Raw genomic sequence first — 20,752 nt, 5'->3', positions numbered from 1 at the left:
ACACGCGATCTGTAGGGGCGCACAGCTGTGCGCCCCTACAAATGTCACGCACGCAGTTGAGAATTGCTATGAGGAGCATTGAGAAAACCGCTTTGAATGAGGTATGAAAAGTAGTTATTGAGTAACTGGGTATCTATGAGCGGACACGCAATCGGGATGTCTGCAAGTTCCTCCGGTGTGTTTCGATTGGATGCTGGAGCTGAGCTAGAAGATTCTGCGTCGTCGCGATCGCTAAAAAAAGGTATGAGTGGATATAGTGGATTGTCTGGGGACATTTTGTCGTTAAGTAGCTCTGCTTGAAACTGGTTGTAATCAATTGGTTGAAGTGGATAGCCAAACGATCGCATCCAGTTAGTTAGCTCGAACCAGCGCCAGGGATGGGGATGACAGAGGTGAAATACGCGATCGCGAGATTTTTCCTGCTGCGATAAATGAACGATCGCTTTGCTGAGATAATCTACAGGAGTCATGTCTACGGTTGTATCGAGATCGGGCGCGTATCCCAGTTGGATAATACCTTTGATCGTTCTGTACAGGCGATCGTTGGTATTACAGACACCCGTTTTGCTATCCCCCGAAATCCGTCCTAAGCGGTAAATGCAAGCCGGAATACCTCGGTGATGGGCAGTTGCAACTAACTTTTCTGCCACCCATTTCGTTTGAGCGTAGCCAAAAGACGGTATATGGTGGCGATCGCACTCGTACAGTTCTCGCATGTTTCTAATTTCAGCGCGATCGTTGGCGGACAACACGCTGAGAGTTGAAATGTAGTGTACTGGCTTGACTTTGGTTTGGCTTGCCAGTCGCAAAACTTCCTGAGTTCCCAGCACGTTAGTTGCTTTAAGGGCAGAGTAGGGATAAACCAAATTAATCGCCGCGCCATTGTGATAAATGACATCGATCGCACTTGCCAGCAATTGAAACTGCTCGTCAGCAAGACCTAAAAGTGGTTGCGATAGATCTCCGATAACAGGGATGACGCGATCGCTTAAAGACTCATGCCAAAGCAAATAGGATACCAAATTGTTTTGAATCTTCTGTCTGCCTGATTCAGAATTGGTAGCACGTACCAAGCAATAAATCTCAGCATCAGTCTGCTGTAGCAACTCGTAGAGTAAAAAAGCTCCTAGAAATCCTGTCGCTCCAGTTAAAAAGATCCGAGTTGGTTTAACTGTAGGTTGAAAAGATGGATCGGGACGAATTGCGGCATCGAGTTCAGCCTCAGCCTTTAACACGGCAGCAGTTATTTTACTAGTAGCAGGTACTACGTCCGGTAAGTTAGCAGGTTTGTATCCTACAGCTTTAAGGGACTGACAATAGGCGATGAGCTGGCGCAGCACTGCCATAAAACTATTTGCCAAATTTTCAATTGTGGCTCGGCGATGAATTGCTTCGCTGTAAGTCCAATCCAGTTGCAACTGACCTTCAGCCACAATGCCGTTAATATCTAGTAAATAGGCTCTGCTTCCCCGCAGGCTGCGTCCCGAGCCGCAAGACTCATGGGCTGGGGCAAACAGAGACGATTGAAATACTTGGTCGGACTGTCCCAGATAGTTAAATTGGATCTCCGCTTGAGATCCTAGTGGCGAGCCACTGAGGTAGCGCAGCACGCCATAACCAATCCCGCGATTGGGAATAGCTCGCAGTTGTTGTTTGACTGTTTTTAAGGTATCCCCTAGATCTTTCTCTGCCCCTAAGTCCAGCAAGACTGGAAAGATGGTAGTAAACCAGCCTACGGTGCGCGATAAGTCTACATCGTCAAAAATTGCTTCCCTGCCGTGTCCCTCTAAATCGATGAGGTGTGAGTTTGCGCCCGTCCACTGTTTCAAAGCTTGCGCTAGTGCTGCCAGCAACACATCACCAATTTGGGTTTGAGCGGCTGCTGGTACTTCCTGCAATAAAGCTTGGGTTTCCTCGCGACTCAAAGCGATCGCGACAGTACGAGCCTGAGCTACCGTGTTCTCGCCGTCAGGAAAATCGATCGGTAGGCGAGTTATTTGTTGCCGAGATACTGCGAGCCAGTATTCTAGTTCTTGTTGCAGTGCTAGCGATCGCGCGTAATCTGTCAATCGCTCCGCCCAATGTTTGAACGCAGTGGTTTTGGGTGGTAGCTGGATTGTCTCACTCTGGCTAAGCTGTTGGTAAACAGTCTGGAGGTCTGAGAGTAATATGCGCCACGACACACCATCAACGGCTAAATGGTGAATGACTATCAGCAAGCGGCTAGGCTGACTAGCACCTAGATCGAAAAAAGCTACCCGGATTAGGGAACCCGATGATAGATCTAGGCTAGTTTGGATCTCGTTGGCAGCAGAGGCGATCGCTTCTCTTTGTTCTGCGGGTGACAATGCTGACAAATCGATTTGGGTAAACGGCACTATTCCGTTAAAGTCAGCGTTAAACTGCTGCCAAACGGACTCTTGGCGAACGAAGCGCAACCGGAGAGCGTCGTGATACTCAACTAATTTCTGCACTGCGTGTCTCATCAGTGCTGGGTCGATTCTCACTTCCAGCAAAACGGATTGATTCCAATGGTGTGAGTCAGGCAGATTTTGCGCAAAAAATCGCTGTTGAATCGGAGTTAGGGGAACTCGACCCGTCACGATTCCCTGTTCGGCTGAGATCGCTTGGTGTTTGCCAACTGCTGCTGCTAATTCGGCAATTGTTTGATTTTCAAACAGTTGTTTCGGGGTCAGTTGCAATCCCGCTTGGTTAGCTTTAGCAACCACCTGCATATTTAAGATAGAATCTCCGCCCAACTCAAAAAAGTTATTGTAGATTCCTACCTGCTCCAATCCGAGAATCTGCTGCCAAATCTCAGCCAGCATTTTCTCAACAGTGGTGCGGGGTGCGGCAAACGTATCTGTTTCCGGTGCGATCGCCTCTGCTGCTGGCAGTGCTTGAAGATCCACCTTACCATTGGGTAAAAGCGGCATTGCTTTCAGTTTGACGAAAGCTGACGGAACCATGTACTCGGGCAATTGCTGCTGGAAAAATTCTCGTAATTCGCTAGTTGTAGGAGCAGACTGTTTTTCCAGTACGATATAGGCAACCAAATGCTTGATGTCCGGTCTATCTTCTCGCGCTACAACTACAGCCTCCCGTATTGCAGGATGTTGCCTCAGCGCCGCCTCAATCTCCCCTAGCTCGATTCGGAAACCATGAATTTTGACCTGGCGATCGATCCGTCCTAGAAACTCAATATTGCCATCTGGGAGGTAACGAGCCAAATCGCCAGTTTTGTAGAGGCGGAATTCGGGAGTCGTAGGGGCGGGTTTAGCAAAAGATTCACGGCTTACGTCAATAAATCTTGGCTCAAAACCCGCCCGTACAGGGGAGTGGGAAGAGCTGAGGGAGCTGAGGGAGCTGGGGGAGAAAGAAATTTTGACTTTTGACTTTTGACTTTTGAATTTTCCCAAGGATTGGGAATAAATCGTTCTTGCGTTAATTCTGGGCGATTGAGGTAGCCTCGCGCTACGCCAGCGCCACCGATGTAGAGTTCGCCAGGAACGCCGATGGGTACTGGTTGCAGATTCGGATCGAGTAGATAGATCTGTGTATTGGCAAGCGGACGACCCAGAGGCACAGTCTGAGAAGCTTGTTTGGTTTGTTCTGCTGCGATCGCAAAGGTAGTTGCACCTACAGTAGCTTCTGTTGGACCATAGTGGTTAAATATCTGACAGGTCAATAATTGCTGAATCTGCTCGATGAGTTGCCAGCTACAAGCTTCGCCACCTAGAATGAGTCGCTGTCGCGGTAAAATTTGTTCTGGGCGAGAAGCTGTGAGTAAGGCGCTTAGGTGAGAAGGAACGATCTTGAGGCAGTCAATAGGATGGCGGTGGAAATAGTCTGCTAGTGCCTCTGGGTTGACAGCAAGCTCGGAGGAAATTACGTGGAGACAGCCACCACTACACAAACAAGGGAAGATTGTCGTGTTGCCTAAGTCGGCGGCGAAGGTGGAAACAGCAGCAAAGCTATTACAGTTAGAAAGGTCTAGTCTTTGGGCGATCGCGTTTATATAGTTGAGTAGTTGCCGATGCTCAACTGCAACTCCCTTGGGTTTGCCTGTCGAACCAGAAGTATATAGCACGTAGACTAAATTCTCTGGTTTTACCTCACTGGTGGGATTTTTGTCGCTTTCAGTCGCAATGTCCTGCCAATCGGTGTCCAAATAGACGATCTGCGCTGTGGATTGAGGCAGCGATTCGACGAGATGTTGTTGAGTCAACAGCACCTTGACTTGAGCATCCTGCAACCGGAAGGCTACGCCATCTTGCGGTAAGCCAGGATCTAGAGGTAGGTATGCGCCACCAGCTTTGAGGATGCCTAAAAGTCCTACGATGAATTCTAGCGATCGCTCGACAAATAGTCCTACTAGTACCTCTGAAGTTACTCCCAATCGCTGGAGGCGATGCGCGAGTTGGTTAGCTTGCTTGTTGAGTTCGGCGTAGGTGAGTTGTCGATCTTCAAAGACAACAGCAATATTATTTGGTGTTTGTGTTGCTTGTGCCTCGAAAAGTTGGTGAATGCATCGAGCTTGTGAATAGTCGGTTTGGGTTTGGTTGAATTCAACTAATAATGTGTTGCGATCGCTTTGACTCAAGATTTCTAGCTGACCAATTTCTGCTTCTGGACAATTGACAGCACTCGCCAACAATGTTTGAAAATAGCTTGCCAAGCGTTCGATCGCCGCTGTGTCAAATAAAGTTGAATCGTAATGAAATTCTGCGGTCAAAGAGGCATCTTGAAGCAGGCATGATAGTTTAAGATTGAAGCGATCGCAACAGACGTATTGCTGAATGACAGCAAATGAAATTTCATCAGCGTCATACTTCTGCGACTGTTGCCAAAAATCAAAACAAATTGGAAAAAATGCCAAGTTTGGAGCGTTTTGTTCTAGCTTTACATTTTCCCAGCTAAAATATTCTTGCCATTGCTCAATTTCTACTGTCGCTTGTTCAACTTGTTTTAAGATTTCATGAAATTGAGAACGATTGTTTAAATGACAAGATAGCGGTAAATACTTTTCTAGCAATCCTAGCGATCGTTCCAACTCTTCGTATTTACGACCGTCAAAAGCTCGACCGAGCGTAATCTTCTCTTGTCTAGTAAAGCGCCCTAGTATAACGAACCAACAAGCAAGTAAAAAATTAGAAATTGAACAATCAAATTTCTGTACGACTGCTTCAAGTTTACCTAATAAATCTGAATTGATTTTTAAACTCAGGTACTGAGGTTGAAATTCTGCTTTCTGTTTTAGTCTATTTTCAATAGGTAACTTTAAGCCCAAAGCATTAGACAAGTCTTGCTTGCACCAATATTCTACTCCTACTTTAGTATCTTCTGCCTCAAATAGCTCGTTTTGCCATTCTGAAATGTCTATATATTGCGTGGGTTCGTCAGGCAATTCCCTATCATTCAAACAAGCTGTATATAAATGGCTAAGTTCGCGCACGAAATTATCAATAGTTACACGATCTGCACATAGAGATGGAAGGTTTGTTAGCAATAGTTGTTGCGAAGATAAATCGATTAAAGATACATCTAAAAGCGAACCTTGTTCTAAATTTAAAGGTGTATTGAGTTTTTCTGCAAATATTTTTTGAATGTCAGTATCTTGGCAATTTTTGTATTGAATGGATAGTATACTGCGATCGCTGATAACCTGAAGCGGAATTGTCATTCCAGGTAAACAACAAAAATTTGTCCGTAAAATTTCATGTCGGGCAGCGACTTTTTGTAAAGCTATCTCTAAAACTTTTATATCTAAATTTCCCTCAATTAAGAGAGCGAATTGAGTGCGATAAGTTTGGCGATCGCTTTGCTGTAACAGCCATAGATGCTTTTGCTGCGGGGAAAGTCGATAACCCTCGATGATTTCTGGTTGCATTTTCATGCCTCTGTGGTTAAATACTGCTACTAAATGGTTCGGACATCCCAACTAAAACTTTGCGGGAACCGACAAATGGCATTCGTCCGTGACATGACAACATATTGTCTAATAACAATACATCTCCTGTTTGCCAGGGAAAAATAATTGTTTCTTGTTGATAAATTGTTCTGATTTCCTCTAACACAGAATCTTCAATCGGAGAGCCGTCACCATAATAGGCATTACGCGGTAATTCTTCTTCTTTAAATCCAGCTAAAAGACCGACTCGAACAGATGGATTTAAGTTGGATACGTGAAATAAATGTGCTTGATTAAACCAAACAAGTTCGCCTGTTTTCGGATGCGTGGCGATCGCCTGACAAATTTGTTTTGTTTTGAGTCGATCTTTATCCAACCATTCTATCTCAATGCCTGCATTGCGGCAGTAATTGTCTACTTCAGATTTATTGGTGGTTTGAAATACATCTTCCCAAGAAAGATCGAATTCTTTACGATAATTTCGCACGTACATGACTTGTTTTTGCTGAAACTTTTCTCTAATTTTTGAATCGATTCGATCCAAAACTCGGCGACTGTCAGCAATTGGGGTTTCTCCTCCCTGTTGAGCGTTCTCAAAGCAATAAAAATAAATTTTCATGCACCAATGACGGGAGTATGACATTTCATTGTGCAGTGGGATAGATTGGCTGGCAGGATATTCAGTTGAAGTGTAGATGTTGCCGCTAACATGACTTCGTGGTGTGGAACGATAAGTGTAGGGCAATAATTCTCCAGAAGTTACTTGAATAAACTGCTCGAATTCGGCTGCTCCATTTAACTGAAAGTTGCGAAAAAGTATGCCTCCATGCTTCAGTAAATATGTGGCGATCGCCTCGCGATTGTGTTTTGCCCAGGCACACAAATCTAGTCGTTCGCTAGTAGGTTGAATTAGCAAAGGTAGAGGGCGATTTGGCAGTAAATTATCAATCGCGATCGCTCCTGCTTGGGATAGGCTAATCGCTTTTCGCCGCAGGTTGCTTAAGTTTTTTAGGCTAGGCTTGGGGATGTCTTTCATGGTTAGGGTGACTACTTATTGCGTGCCACGCATTGGATGGCGTTGATGCTTTTTGAATTTTTGCAAACTCGCTTTTTCTAGTTCCTTGGCTTTGGCGATCTGTCGTTCGCGATCGCGGTTAGCTAAGATTTGGGCGATCGCGCTTAACTTGAGATCGGGTTGAGTAACAATCTGGTGTAAAAGTATTTCTAAACGCTCTGCCATTTCGGTAATAGTATTTGGCTCGAATAAATCGACTCTGTAGCCAAATGAACCGTATAAACCTGCTGAACCTTCTTCCAATTCCAGCCGCAAGTCATACTTAGTCGTCTGATTGTCAATCTCTAATGGAGTCAAATGCAGTCCCGATAACTCTGGGGTTGGTATGGGAGCATTTTGGAGGACGAACCACACTTGAAACAGCGGATTGTAACTTGAGTTGCGATCGGGCTGCAATTCTTCTAGCAGTTTCTCGAAAGGCACGTCTTGGTAAGTATAGGCTTCTAAGGTACGCTGACGCACTCGACCCAGTAACTCTCGGAAACTGGGATCGTCAGACAAATCGGTACGCAGTACCAAAGTGTTAATGAAAAATCCAATTAGCTTTTCAACTTCTGGCTGAGTGCGATTGGCGATCGGCGATCCGACTGAAATATCTTCCTGTGCCGTGTAGGAATACAGCAATGTCTTGAATGCTGCTAGCAGAGTCATGAATAAGGTGACTCCCTCCCGATGACAGAGATTTTGGATTTCTGCGGTCAAGGTTTTGGGTAGGAGAAAAGATTGTTTTGCACCCCTAAAAGTGCGGACTGGCGATCGCGGTTTATCTAGAGGTAGTTGTGTTAAAGGAGGAGCGCCGCTAAGTTGCTGCTTCCAGTAGTTTAATTGAGTTTCCAGCACTTCCCCCTGCAACAAATGGCGTTGCCAAATGGCAAAGTCTGTGTATTGGATTGTTAAGTCGGGGAGGGGCGAGGATTCTCCAGTGGTAAAAGTTTGATAGAGCGCCGCCAGTTCTCGGACGAGTATGCCCATAGACCAAGCATCGGAGACAATATGATGCATTGTTAGTAGTAATACGTGTTCTGTATCGCCTACTTGCAATAGCATCACTCGCAGTAACGGATCTCGATCTAAGTTGAAGGGACGATTGGCTTCCTGACGAGCTAGTTTTTGCACTTGGGCTTCCCGTGTGGGATGCGATCGCAAATCTACGACTGGGAGAGATAAATTTAAAACTGGATCGATAACTTGAAATCCTTGTCCGTCAACCGTGACAAATTTAGTCCGCAAGGCGGCGTGACGCTGTACGATTCGATCTAAACTTTGTTCCAGTGCCGCAACATCGAGCAAACCTGTCAGGCGTACGGCTGCGGGCAGGTTGTAAAACGGATTGTTGGGTTCCAGTTGGCTGAGCAGCCATAGCCGTTGTTGCCCGAAGGACAGGGGTAAATATCCCTGCTGCGAAACAGGCTCAATTGGTGGTGCTTCCCGTCCTCGTCCGAGCTTCATTGCTATTTCCACGCGCTCGGAAAATTTAGCGATCGTTGGCGATTCAAACAAATAACGCAAGGGTAACTCGATCTCAAAAGCAGAACGCACCCGCGCAATGACTTGAGTTGCTAGCAGGGAATGTCCGCCTAACTGAAAGAAGTTGTCGTGAATACCCACTCGTTCCAACTTCAAGACATCACCCCAAATGGCAGCTAGGAGCTGTTGGACGGGGGTACGAGCAGCAGTATCAGGCTTTAACTCAGCGCTAGCCGGATCGGGTGCGGGTAGGATTTGCCTGTTAACCTTACCATTGGGTAAGAGCGGTAGTGCTTCTAGGATGACAAAGTGGTTGGGGATCGCGTACTGGGGCAGTTTCTTTTCTAAAAAGCCGCGCAGTTGAGATGCGATCGCCTGTTGCGAGTGCAACACGACATAAGCAACCAAACGGCGATCGCCTGGTTCGTCCTCCCGCGCCACAACCACAGTGTCTTTTACCTCTGGGTGTTGGCTGAGAACTGCCTCAACTTCTCCTAATTCGATCCGAAAACCCCTAATCTTGACTTGGTGGTCGATCCGCCCCAGAAACTCAATGTTTCCATCTGGGAGGTAGCGAGCCAAATCGCCAGTTTTGTAGAGGCGAGAGTCGGGAGTCGTAGGGGCGGGTTTAGCAAAAGATTCACGGCTTACGTCAATAAATCTTGGCTCAAAACCCGCCCGTACAGGGGAGTTGGGGAAGAGAGCTGAGGGAGCTGAGGGAGAAAGAAATTTTGACTTTTGACTTTTGACTTTTGACTTTTCCCAAGGATTAGGAATAAATCGCTCTTGGGTTAATTCTGGGCGGTTGAGGTAGCCTCGGGCTACGCCAACACCACCGATGTATAACTCTCCAGGTACGCCGATGGGTACTGGTTGTAAACGGGGATCGAGGATGTAAATCTGCGTGTTGGCAATGGGACGACCGATAGGTACAGTTCTTAAATGGCTATTTTTTTGGCACTGCCAGAATGTCACGTCGATCGCCGCTTCTGTGGGACCGTACAAATTATGCAATTCGCAGTCTAGATGTTGAAAGAATTTTTCTTGCAGTCCAAGGCTGAGGGCTTCGCCGCTACAGAAAACTCTCCGCAAGCGATCGCATCGATCTAAATCGCGATCGAGAAATACTTGCAGCATGGAGGGGACAAAATGCACGGTGGTAATCTGCTCTTGGGCAATGATGTCAACTAAGTAATCGCGATCGCGATGTCCCCCTGGTTTGGCGATAATTAGACGTGCGCCAGCTATTAAAGTCCAGAAAAATTCCCAAACGGAGACATCAAAGCTAAAAGGAGTTTTTTGCAATACCCTATCTTGACTTGTCAGTTGGTATGCCTGTTGCATCCACAGCAAGCGATTGCAAATTCCTCGATGGGTATTCATCGCCCCTTTTGGTTTTCCCGTAGAACCAGAAGTATAAATGACATATGCCAGGTTTTCCGGTCGGAGATCGCTGAGCGGATTCGTTTTTTGCTCCCCAGAAATTTTTTCCCACTCAGTATCCAAACAAATAACGTGCGTTTGATAGTTGGGTAGCCCAGCGATCTGCTTTTCTTGAGTCAACAGCACTGCGACTTGGGAATCTTGCAGCACAAAAGCTAATCGTTCTGAGGGATACTCTGGATCGAGAGGCACGTAAGCCCCTCCAGCTTTGAGAATTCCCAAGAGTCCGACTACCATTTCTAGCGATCGCTCCATGCAAATTCCCACCAGAACTTCTGGTTTGACTCCAAGTTGCTGTAGATAGTGAGCCAGTGCATTTGCTCGCTGGTTCAACTCTCGGTAGGTTAGATGCTCGTTTTCAAAGACTACAGCAATGGCATCGGGCGTTTGCTCGACTTGCGTTTCAAATAAATGATGCAGGCAAGTCGGTAGGGACGGGTTTGGAAACCCGCCCGTACAGGAGTCGTTCCATTCCACCAGAATTTGCTGTCGCTCTGCTGATGTTAAGAGTGGCAAATCTCCGAGGCTGCGATCGGGATTTTCAATAACGCCTGCTAGCAAGGTTTGGAAATGCCCTAACATCCTGGCGATCGTGTCGCGATCGAACAGATCGGTATTGTATTCTAGACTGCCTGTCAACCCGCGATCGGTTTGGGACATCCACAAAGTCAAATCGAACCTAGCCGTAGTACTATCGGTTTCCAACAGGTCTAGGGTCAAACCTGGTAGTTCCAAAGCTGACATCGGCACGTTGAGCGCAAACATCACTTGAAATAAAGGCGTATGGCTCAAGGAACGCTCCGGTTGCAATTGCTCTACCAACTGCTCGAAGGGTAGGTCTTGATGGGCATATGCTCCTAGAGCAACTTGACGCACTCGGCTCAAAAGTTCTCGAAAACTGGGAGTATTTGCCATATTGGTACGCATGACCAAGGTATTCGCAAAGAATCCGATCGCTCCTTCGATTTCGCTACGATTGCGGTTAGCAATGGGCGAACCGACGAGCAGATCTTCCTGCCCCGTGTAGCGATAAAGCAGGGTTTTGAATACCGCTAACAATGTCACGTATAGGGTGACATCTTCCCGCCTGCTCAAATCTTTCAATGCTTCAGTTAAAGCTAGAGGCAAGGTAAAAGATTGCACTGCTCCTTTAAAAGTCTGAATTGCAGGTCGAGGACGGTCTGTAGGCAATTCCAAAATCGGGGCGCTGCCCTCTAGTTGCTGTTGCCAGTAAGCGAGTTGGGTTGCTAGAACTTCTCCTTGTAACCATTGCCGTTGCCAAACAGCAAAGTCTGCATATTGAATGGATAATTCTGGTAAGGGTGAGGGTTTGCCGCTAGCGAAAGCCGTGTAAAGAGCGGCGAGTTCGCGAATCAGTATGCCGTTAGACCAACCGTCAGAGATAATGTGATGGATTGTAGATAGTAGTATATGCTCGGACTGATTCAGCCGCAGGATGGTAAATCGTAACAGTGGAGCTTCTGCTAGGTTAAACGATCGCGTTGCCTCTGCTGTCGCAAGGCGTTGCACTTCAACCTCTCGTTCTGCGGCGGGGAGTTTTTCTAGGTCGATGACTGGTAGTTTCAAAATTAAACTGGGAGCAATGACCTGGACTGGTTGCCCATCTACCTGATGGAAAGTCGTACGCAAAACTTCATGGCGACGCACGATTTCGTTAAAGCATTGCTCCAATACTGGTAAATTCAGCGCTCCTACGATTCGCAGAGCAACGGCTTGGTTGTATAAGGGATTGCCTGGATCGAGGCGATCCAGGAACCACAACCGCTGTTGAGCAAAGGATAAGGGAAAAGTATTGGTATCGCGACTTTGGGGCTGAATTTTGACAGACGAGGCATTGCCGCGTTTCTGTCTCAGCCGTTGCAATAGTAAATCGCGTTGCTCTGGAGATAGATTAGCAATATTGGCGATCGCATCACTCATTTTCTGCTTCCTTCCCGATCGTTCGACTCTGTTTCGCTGGCAAGTAATGTTTGAATTTCCGCCTCCGAAAGCTGCTCTAGTTCTGCTAACGTTTGAGCAAGCAATTCGCTGTCAGTCTCTTCAGCTAGTTTTTGGGCAATTTTCACGGCGAGATCGGCTACGGTCGGTGTGGCGAAAAAATCGCGCAGGGGTAACTCGATCTCGAAAGCGTCGCGCACGCGAGACACAACTTGAGTTACCAGCAAAGAATGTCCGCCGAGGTCAAAGAAATTGTCGTTAATCCCAATTCGCTCTAGCCGCAACACTTCCGCCCAAATTTCCACCAGAGATTTTTCTACAGGAGTCCGAGGTGCAACAAAAGTATCGCCTAAATCAGGTCTAGATGCGTCCGGTGCAGGTAGCGCTTGCCGATCCACCTTGCCATTGGGAGTCAAAGGCAGTTGCTTCAACAGCACAAAAGCAGATGGCATCATGTACTCGGGTAGTTTATCCTTCAAGAACAAACGCAATTCGTTAGCGATCGCAGTGCTTTGACTGGGAACGACGTAAGCAACCAAACGGCGATCGTCCAGCTTATCTTCTCGAACGATGACAATCGCTTCCCTGACCTGCGGGTGTTGTCTCAGTGCTGCCTCAACTTCTCCCAACTCGATGCGGAAGCCACGCACCTTAACTTGATCGTCTAGCCGTCCTAGAAATTCCAGGTTGCCATCTGGTAGGTAGCGCACCAGATCGCCAGTTTTGTAGAGGCGGGAGTCGGGAGTCGTACGGGCGGGTTTAGCAAAAGATTCACGGCTTACGTCAATAAATCTTTGCTCAAAACCCGCCCGTACACGGGAGTCGGGGAAGAGAGCTGAGGGAGCGAAGAGAGCTGGGGGAGCTGAGGGAGCTGAGGGAGAAAGAAATTTTGACTTTTGAATTTTGACTTTTGACTTTTCCCAAGGGTTGGGAATAAATCGTTCTTGCGTCAAATCTGGACGGTTGAGGTAGCCCCGCGCTACGCCAGCACCAGCAATATATAATTCCCCTGGTACGCCGATCGGTACTGACTGCAATTGCCGATCTAAGACGTAGACTTGCATATTCGCCAAGGGACGACCTAGTGGAACTGTTGCAGAATCATGCTGCCTTGTCTCTTGTTGCCTTGTCTCTAAGGGATAGGTCAGCACGCCAACAGTTGTTTCTGTGGGTCCATAATGGTTGATAATCCGGCAGGTTGGCGCGTACTGCTGAATTTGCTCGATGAGATTCCAACTCGCAGCCTCACCACCTAACACCAGGCATTGACGCGGCAGAATTTTAGCTGGGGAAGGCGATGCTAAAAGCGCTGCTAAGTGTGAGGGGACAATCTTGAGACAGTCGATTGCGTGGCGATCGCAGTAGTCTGCTAAGGCTACGGGATCGGATGCCCGTTGTTGAGAGACGATATGCAAGCAGCCACCTTGACACAGAGCAGGAAATATGCACGTATTTCCTAAGTCAGCGGCAAAGGTGGATACGGTGGCAAAGCTAGCATCAGTTGATAAGTTGAGTTGGGGGGCGATCGCATAAAGATAATTCAGGAGTTGCCGATGCTCGATCGCGACACCCTTGGGTTTGCCAGTCGAGCCAGAGGTGTATAGTACGTAGACGAGATTCTCAACTGTTATTTCACTCGTGGGATTCTCATCGCTATATTGCGCAATTTCATCCCAGTCTGCGTCCAAGCAGATCGCCCGTGCTGAGTGGGGTGGTAATGTTTCGACTAGGTGTTGTTGTGTCAAAACGATTGGTGCTTGCGCATCTTGCAAGCGGAAAGTCAAATTCTCTGCTGGTAATGCTGGATCTAGCGGCAGATATGCGCCGCCAGCTTTGAGGATGCCTAAAAGTCCTACCAACGTTAAGAGCGATCGCTCTAGGTAAAGTCCTACCAGCACCTCTGGTTTGACTCCCAACTGCTGCAAGTAACGAGCGAGTTGATTAGCCTCAGCATTTAATTGAACATAAGTCAACTGCCGATCTTCAAAGACAACAGCAATTTTGTCAGGAGATCGCTCTACCTGAGCTTCAAATAATTGGTGGATACATTTGTCAAACGGGTAATCTATCTGTGTTTGATTTAATAGCAGTAATTGTTGGCGTTCTCTCTGGCTGAGGATTTCTAACTGAGCGATCGCGATTTCTGGATTTTCGATGGCATGGGTTAATAAAGTTTTAAACTGGGCAGCTAAGCGTTGGATGGTATCTGCTGAAAAGTAATTTATATCGTAATAAAATGCCGTGCTCAGAGAATTGTCGCGTTGAGTACAGGTCAGTTTAACTTTAAACTGCTCGATGCAACTATACTGCTTGTCAAGCGAAAACGTTACGCCAGCAGTAGAAATTTTCTCCGGTAATTGCTCGAATTCAAAACCAATTGGGAACGCTAAAGTATTGTTGCTTTCTGTCGATTTCGGCGTAAAATAATCTTGCCATTCCTCGGATTGGCTAAAAGTTTTTGCGGTTAATTCTACAACTTCTTGAAAGCGTAAGTCGGGGACTAAATTAGTTTTGATTGGTAGCCAGGTAGCAAGTAACCCCATGACTCGATCGAGTTCTTCATATTCTCGGCGATCGCTAGCCACTCCGAGCGCAATTTCCTGTTGGGTGAGCCGCCATAAAAGTGTTTGCCAACACGCCAGTAATACTATCGCAATGGTAGTATCAAATTTATGCGCTAAATCTTCAATCTGGGTTGCGAGAGTGGGAGTAATTGCTAATTCAAAACACTCAGGTTGAAATTTTGTTTGTTTTAAAGGCTTATTTTCAAAAGGAAGTTTTAATTCTAAAGAAGCAACTTGTTCGCGCCAATATACATTAGCTTCCTCTGCATCTGCGTCTGCAAGTAACTGATTTTGCCATGTCGAGAATTGGCAGTATTGTACGACTTCTGCCTCCAATTCCCGACCTTGGAGACAAGCAGAATAGGAATTGCCGATCTCAGCGACTAAATTCGCGATCGTCCGAGAATCGGCACACAGGGAAGGTAAACATACGTGCAAAACATGGAGATTTGGCGACAATTTCAGTAAAGATAACCGCAACAGCGAACCTGACTCGAAATCAAAACTATGGCGACTTGCTTCTTGAAATAATGCCTCAATTGCGATCGCTTGTGCTTGTGCATCCACATGACTGAGATCGATCTCTTGCCATTCGGGTAAGCAATCATCTACCACAGCCATAACTGGCAACTTTCGACCGAGTAGCCGCCTAAAAATCGTGCGGAAAATTTCATGTCGATAGACAATTTGCTCTAAAGCGGCTTTTAAAACTTCTGGTTGAAGCGCCCCTTCTATGGAAATAGCACACCCAGTTATGTAAGCAGGGCTATTTTGCTGCAATAACCACAGGTGTTTTTGCTGGGGAGAAAGCTCAAAGCCGCTAATAGTTTCAGTTGGCATAGATTTGTTGTATTCCTGTAGCACTGCTGATGAAAAATAGTGACCTTGTGAAAGCGCTGTCTTTCTATTTCACAAAAGTTACGTAGAGCTTACACTAGGGTGACAAAGTACGAATCTATACTATTTCTTGTTAAGTCGATCAGATTAAGCCAATCGTAAATAGAATTCTGCCCAGCAATGGAAATTTCAGAATCCAGCGTAAAAGATCGCTGTTAATCGGACAATTATCGATAGCAGATGCAGCTTGAAAAACTCGTTCTGCGTTCAATTCATTGATAAAAAGACTCCCTAAAGCAATACTATCTTCGAGATTCTTCACATGATGCCACCAATTTGATGGAATGTAGAGTATTTCTTGCGGTTCTAAGATAACTTCAACTGGAGTAGTGCGAGCATACAGAGGAAACTTTTCTAAATCTGGATTGAAGGTATCAACTTTCCCATCGTACAAAAGATGTTTTTGATCGGGTGTGAATAGGAAAATTCGTTTCCGCCCAGAAATTAATGCTAACCATGCAGATTGAGAAACGGGATCTTCATGAAGTCCTATCGATGTATCTTTAGAGCCTATAAATAGCTCTCGGTTATCGAGTTGATAATATTTTTCGAGGAGTTTTTTTGGTAGTCTTTCTAACCAGTTGGGAAAGTAAACTGGAACTTTGTAGTCCTCGAAAAGCTCGGGATAAGGATAAATTCTCCAGCCGTCTATGTATAGCAGTCTTTCGCGATCGCGGGCAGCCATATAGTCAATGTAATCAGCAAGATTCATTGAGAAAGAAGTTTTATCTTTGCAATCTATGATTCTGACTTTGGCTGTCCCATACTTCGACCTAAAAAAATTCAAATTCCACTTTGTTAAAGCTTGCCAGTCTTTCATGGCATCAGTGATGATAACAGGCTTTCCCACAGATGCATACTCTCGGATAAACTCGTCATACGAGAGATTGCTGCGACGCTCAACAGCAGAAATTGGTGTCCATACCAACTGAGATTTGTTCTGGCGCTCGATCGTTTGTGTATTCATGTCTAGTCCGTCGATTGCTTCTAGATTGCGTTTAACCTGCAAATGAACTTATTGGGGTGTTGTCCCTCTGAGGAATGTTGTCGCGATGAATCATTTCTCCCATCGCCACCACAATTTTGCGCGAACCTATATAGGGATTGCGTCCGTGAGCAGCCAAAATGTTATCTAGCATCAATACGTCTCCTTGCTGCCAGGGAAAACTAATTTCAGCTGCTTTGTAAACTGCCAAAATTTCTTCTATGACCGATGCTTCAATTGGAGAGCGATCGCCATAGTAAACCTGACGGGGGAAATTTTCCGCTCCAAATACAGACATTAACGATTCCCTCACATCCGCTTGTAAGTAAGATGGATGGTGCAACTGGATTTGGTTGAAAAACACCGTCTCACCCGTCTGGGGATGGCTGATGACTGCCGGACGTACTTGGCAAGTTCTCAAACTACCATCGGGCTTCCACTCCATGCTCATCCCTGCTTTATAGCAGTATGCTTCTACTGCTGCGCGATCGTTTGTGTGAAAGAAATCTTGCCAACTCACATCCAAGTTGTCAGTGAAGTTGCGAACATACATTAACTGCTTTTGAGCAAATTTTTGGCGCAGTTTTGGATCGAGCAGCTGATAAACTTTTCTGGAATCAACAATTGGTGTTTCTCCCCCTTGGGCGGCTGGCTGCATACAGAAAAACCAGATTTTTTGAGGATAACAGTGTAGGTGAGAACTTTCATTGTGAAACAAGATTGCTTGCTCGGATGGATAGGGGGTGGAGCCGTAAACTTTGCCGGAAACGCCTTCACGCGGTAAATCGCCATACTCGCCGAATAACCCCGGACAGATGGCTTCAGCAAAACTTTCAAATTCAGAAGCAGAGGCAATCTTGAAATTACGGAATAGGATCGCACCGTGATGCAATAACTTAGTTTCGATAAATTGCCGATCGCTCTTTGCCCAATCAATGCGATCAAAATCATCCACGGTTGGAGTAATAACTAAAGGTAATGTTGCCCCAGGTTGTAACAAATCGGTGGCGATCGCTCTATTTTGTGACAAATCCACAACTTTCGGTTGGACTGCCACAAACTTTTGCCGCTTGGCTGCTTTCTGCTGGCTCTTTTTCTCAGCTTGTCGTGCGATTTCAGATTGAGTCTGCATTTCTAAACTGTCGATCCGAGCTTCCGGCTGTGCCACAATGCTCTGAAGTAGCGTTTCAAAATGCTTTGACATCCGGTCGATCGTCGTTGCATCGAAAAGATCGGTGTTGTACTGCCATTTCCCGACGATTCCCCGTTCTTTTTCCTCCATAAATAACACCAGATCGAATTTAGCCGTGCCGTTGTCAATGTCGATCGGACTCAGAGTTAGTCCTGGCAACTCCAAGGCTGGCATTGTCGGCACGTTATCCATCACTAGCAACACCTGGCACAGAGGCGGACGGCTGCGATCGCGACATCGCAATGCATCCACCAGTCGTTCAAAGGGTAAGTCTTGGTGGGCATAAGCCCCTAAAGCTACCTCGCGTACTCGCCCCAGCAGTTCTTGAAAACCAGGATTACCAGATAAATCGATACGTAAGGCAAGGAGGTTGACAAAAAAACCAATTAACCCTTCTGTTTCCGGTTGATTGCGGTTCGCGACATCAGTACCGACAACGATGTCATCTTGCTGCGTGTAGCGATGCAGCAGCGTCACAAAGGCTGCTAGTAGGGTGATGAATAAAGTGCAATTTGCTTGGTGGCTTAAATTTCGCAGTGCTTGATGCAGGTTGGCTGTCAGCTCAAAAGATTGGTTAGCGCCGCGAAAAGTTTGGACAGGCGATCGCGGTCTATCTGTCGGTAGCTGCAACACGGGTAAATTACCACCTAACTGCTGTCGCCAGTACGATAACTGAGTTTCTAGTACCTCCCCTTGCAATTGCTGGCGCTGCCAAGCAGCAAAGTCGGCATACTGGATCGGTAGTTCTGTTAAGGGTGAAGGTTTACCAGCAATGAAGGCTGCATACAACGCTGCCAGTTCGCTAAAAAATATACCCGTTGACCAAGCGTCGGTGACAATGTGATGCATCATGCAGAGCAATACGCATTCTGTTTCATCGAGCTGTAGGAGCGTGCATCGTAGTAGCGGGTTTTGCGTCAAGTCAAAAGGCTGCTGGGCTTGCTCGGTTGCCAGTTGAAGGGCAGTTGTTTCTCGTTCGGCTTTTGGCAAATGCTGCAAATCCACGACTGGGATCGTCAAGTGGAGGTGAGGGGCTATGACCTGGACTGGTTGCCCTTCAACTGTAGTAAAGATGGTACGTAAAACTTCGTGTCGTCGAATAATTTCATTGAAACTCTGTTCCAGTGCGGCTACGTTCAGTTCTCCGGCAATGCGGAGGGCGATTGGCTCGTTGTAACCAAAGTTATTTGGATCGAGGCGATCGAGGAACCACAATCTTTGCTGGGCAAACGATAGCGGTAAATGCTCGTGGCGAGAAACAGATACGATCTGGCGATCGCAGGGTAAAAAGCCTCCTGCTTGCATTTCTACTATACTTTCCTTCACGGCGGCGATCGCTTGCTCGATATCTACATCGGTGTGAGCAGTCGATAAAAAACAAGTGCGTCCTTCCCAGATGTAAATTCCTTTTTCTAAGAGGTGATAGAAAAACAAATTCATCCAAGTGAGGTTGGGCGGATAAATAAACCGAAACAGCGAACCGAAATGGGCAACTTGAATTGGTAACTGTTTTTGCTCGAAGAAAGTATTGAGCGTTGCCGCTAACTTTGCGGTTTTTGTCCCTAATTCTGCTTGTAGTTGCGCTCCACTTTGCTTGATGTGGTCAAGGACTGCCCAGACACCAGCCACGACCAAAGGATTTTTGAAAAAGGTTCCGGCGAAATAAGTCGTTTCCACTTGCGGATAAGACGCATCTCCATAATTCCAAAAGCCGCCATCCAAGACATCCATCAATGCAGCTTTGCCAGCAACTACCCCAACTGGCAAACCAGACCCCAGCGCCTTTCCATACGTGGACAGGTCTGCTTGAATTCCCCATAATGCCTGAATACCACCAGGATGCATTCGGAAGCCAGTAATCACCTCATCAAAAATGAGTACGGTTCCCGTTTCTTGAGTCAGCTGCCTTAATTCGTAAAGATATTCTTGAGGTTGAAAATCGGGGTTGCGGCTTTGTACGGGTTCGACTAGCACAGCCGCCAAGTCTTGAGCGTGGGTTTTCAACAGTTGGAGAGATTCGGGACTGCCATATTCGAGTACCATCACCTTATCCGTCATGTGCTGCGGAATGCCTGGAGCAATCGGCACGGTACGCAAACCGTTTGCCGTTGGGACTCCCGTGACCAAAACCTCATCTAAATTGCCGTGATACGAACCCGCAAACACCGCAATTTTAGAGCGTCCTGTCGCGGTACGGGCGATCCGAATTGCTGCCATCACCGCCTCTGTACCGTCGTTACAAAAAGTTGCTCTTTCTTGACCCGTTAACTGGCAAAATAACTGAGTCACCTGACCCGTTAGACGTGACTGTGGACCATTTTGCATCCCTTGCTGGATCTGCGCTTGAATCGCCTCCATGACAAAAGGTGGTGAATGACCGAATAGCAATGGACCAAACCCCATTGACAAGTCGATGTATTCGTTACCATCAACATCCCAAATTCTCGCTCCAGCAGCACGCTGGACGTGAATTGGGTACAACATCTCTTTTACGGGGAGACGAAACCCCGTAATCGATCTGGGATTAGCTAAGTAAGGACGAGCAGCTTGCGTCAGTTTTTTCGATTCTTGAGTCCGCTTGACAACTCGCTCAATTAATGCATCTAAATGCCGCTGCTGCTGAGGGCTTAAACCCGTATCCCCCTGTTGGGAACTCATAACTGGTTTGCGTTCAATTGTTGGCGCGATCGCCTGCTTAGTCTGACTCATATCAGATAAAGCGCGATCGCTGGCAGTCTCAGTTGATATACGCAGGACTTCTAGCTGTTTAGACATGATTTGTAACTGCCGTGCAATCAGCCTGGCGATCGCCTGAGAGTTGTTAGAACTTCGTACAGCAGCTATCTCCCGCACTGGTACAGACATCGCTTCTACAGACATCGCTTCTACAGGCATCGCTTCTACAGGCATCGCTTCGGGAAGAGGAGAAGGTACTAATTTTTGCTCCTCCAATGGCATCTGTTGAGCTACGTATGTAGCCAATGCCTCAAGCGTTGACAACTCTCCCATCAATAAGCGGAAAGGAATCTCAATTCCAAAACGATCTCGAACAGAACGACTGAATTGAGTCAATAACAGAGATTCCAAACCCAATTCAAGAAAATTGCTATGAGTATCTATTGCCTGAGATTCTATCCCCAGCCAACCGCTCAAAATCTCTTTGAGCGATGAAATGACTTTATCAAACCGTGAATTATCTGAAGAATTAAGCATTAGTAAGTCAAGAGTTAAAAGTAAACAAGAGCGGTTAGCTGTTAGC

Annotated in this window: 6 protein-coding genes and 2 pseudogenes; all 8 read right to left on the bottom strand. The window is 46.6% G+C overall.

What is annotated here, in order from left to right:
* Positions 1–44 precede the first annotated feature (44 nt).
* Positions 45–3,419 (bottom strand): thioester reductase domain-containing protein, encoded by a 3,375-nt coding sequence (locus tag N4J56_RS09440; RefSeq protein ID WP_410500312.1) that lies wholly within the window; start codon positions 3,417–3,419, stop codon positions 45–47.
* Positions 3,416–4,603: pseudogene (locus N4J56_RS40890) on the bottom strand (non-ribosomal peptide synthetase); the annotation flags it as partial. The gene N4J56_RS09440 and the pseudogene N4J56_RS40890, both read right to left, overlap by 4 nt.
* Positions 4,589–5,890 (bottom strand): annotated as a pseudogene (locus N4J56_RS40885) (condensation domain-containing protein); the annotation flags it as partial. The pseudogenes N4J56_RS40885 and N4J56_RS40890, both read right to left, overlap by 15 nt.
* 16 nt (positions 5,891–5,906) lie before the next feature.
* Positions 5,907–6,947: a TauD/TfdA family dioxygenase gene (locus N4J56_RS09430; RefSeq protein WP_317106225.1), complete on the bottom strand. Its 1,041-nt coding sequence runs from the start codon at positions 6,945–6,947 to the stop codon at positions 5,907–5,909.
* A 15-nt stretch (positions 6,948–6,962) separates the two neighbouring features.
* Positions 6,963–11,837 carry a non-ribosomal peptide synthetase gene (locus tag N4J56_RS09425; protein ID WP_317106224.1) on the bottom strand — a complete coding sequence of 1,625 codons (4,875 nt, stop codon included), beginning with the start codon at positions 11,835–11,837 and terminating at the stop codon, positions 6,963–6,965.
* Positions 11,834–15,259 (bottom strand): amino acid adenylation domain-containing protein, encoded by a 3,426-nt coding sequence (locus N4J56_RS09420; RefSeq protein ID WP_317106223.1) that lies wholly within the window; start codon positions 15,257–15,259, stop codon positions 11,834–11,836. The genes N4J56_RS09425 and N4J56_RS09420 overlap by 4 nt, the downstream gene beginning before the upstream one ends.
* 139 nt (positions 15,260–15,398) lie before the next feature.
* The gene (locus tag N4J56_RS09415; protein ID WP_317106222.1) at positions 15,399–16,325 is read right to left on the bottom strand and encodes a cupin-like domain-containing protein; all 927 of its coding nucleotides are present in this window, start codon (positions 16,323–16,325) and stop codon (positions 15,399–15,401) included.
* Entirely contained in the window at positions 16,315–20,706 is a 4,392-nt protein-coding gene (locus N4J56_RS09410; RefSeq protein ID WP_317106221.1) for an aminotransferase class III-fold pyridoxal phosphate-dependent enzyme, read from the bottom strand. The genes N4J56_RS09415 and N4J56_RS09410 overlap by 11 nt, the downstream gene beginning before the upstream one ends.
* Between the last annotated feature and the right edge of the window lie 46 nt (positions 20,707–20,752).

It is taken from the genome of Chroococcidiopsis sp. SAG 2025 (assembly GCF_032860985.1).
Classification (GTDB): Bacteria; Cyanobacteriota; Cyanobacteriia; order Cyanobacteriales; family Chroococcidiopsidaceae; genus Chroococcidiopsis.
This window is presented reverse-complemented; position numbering and strand designations above follow the sequence as displayed.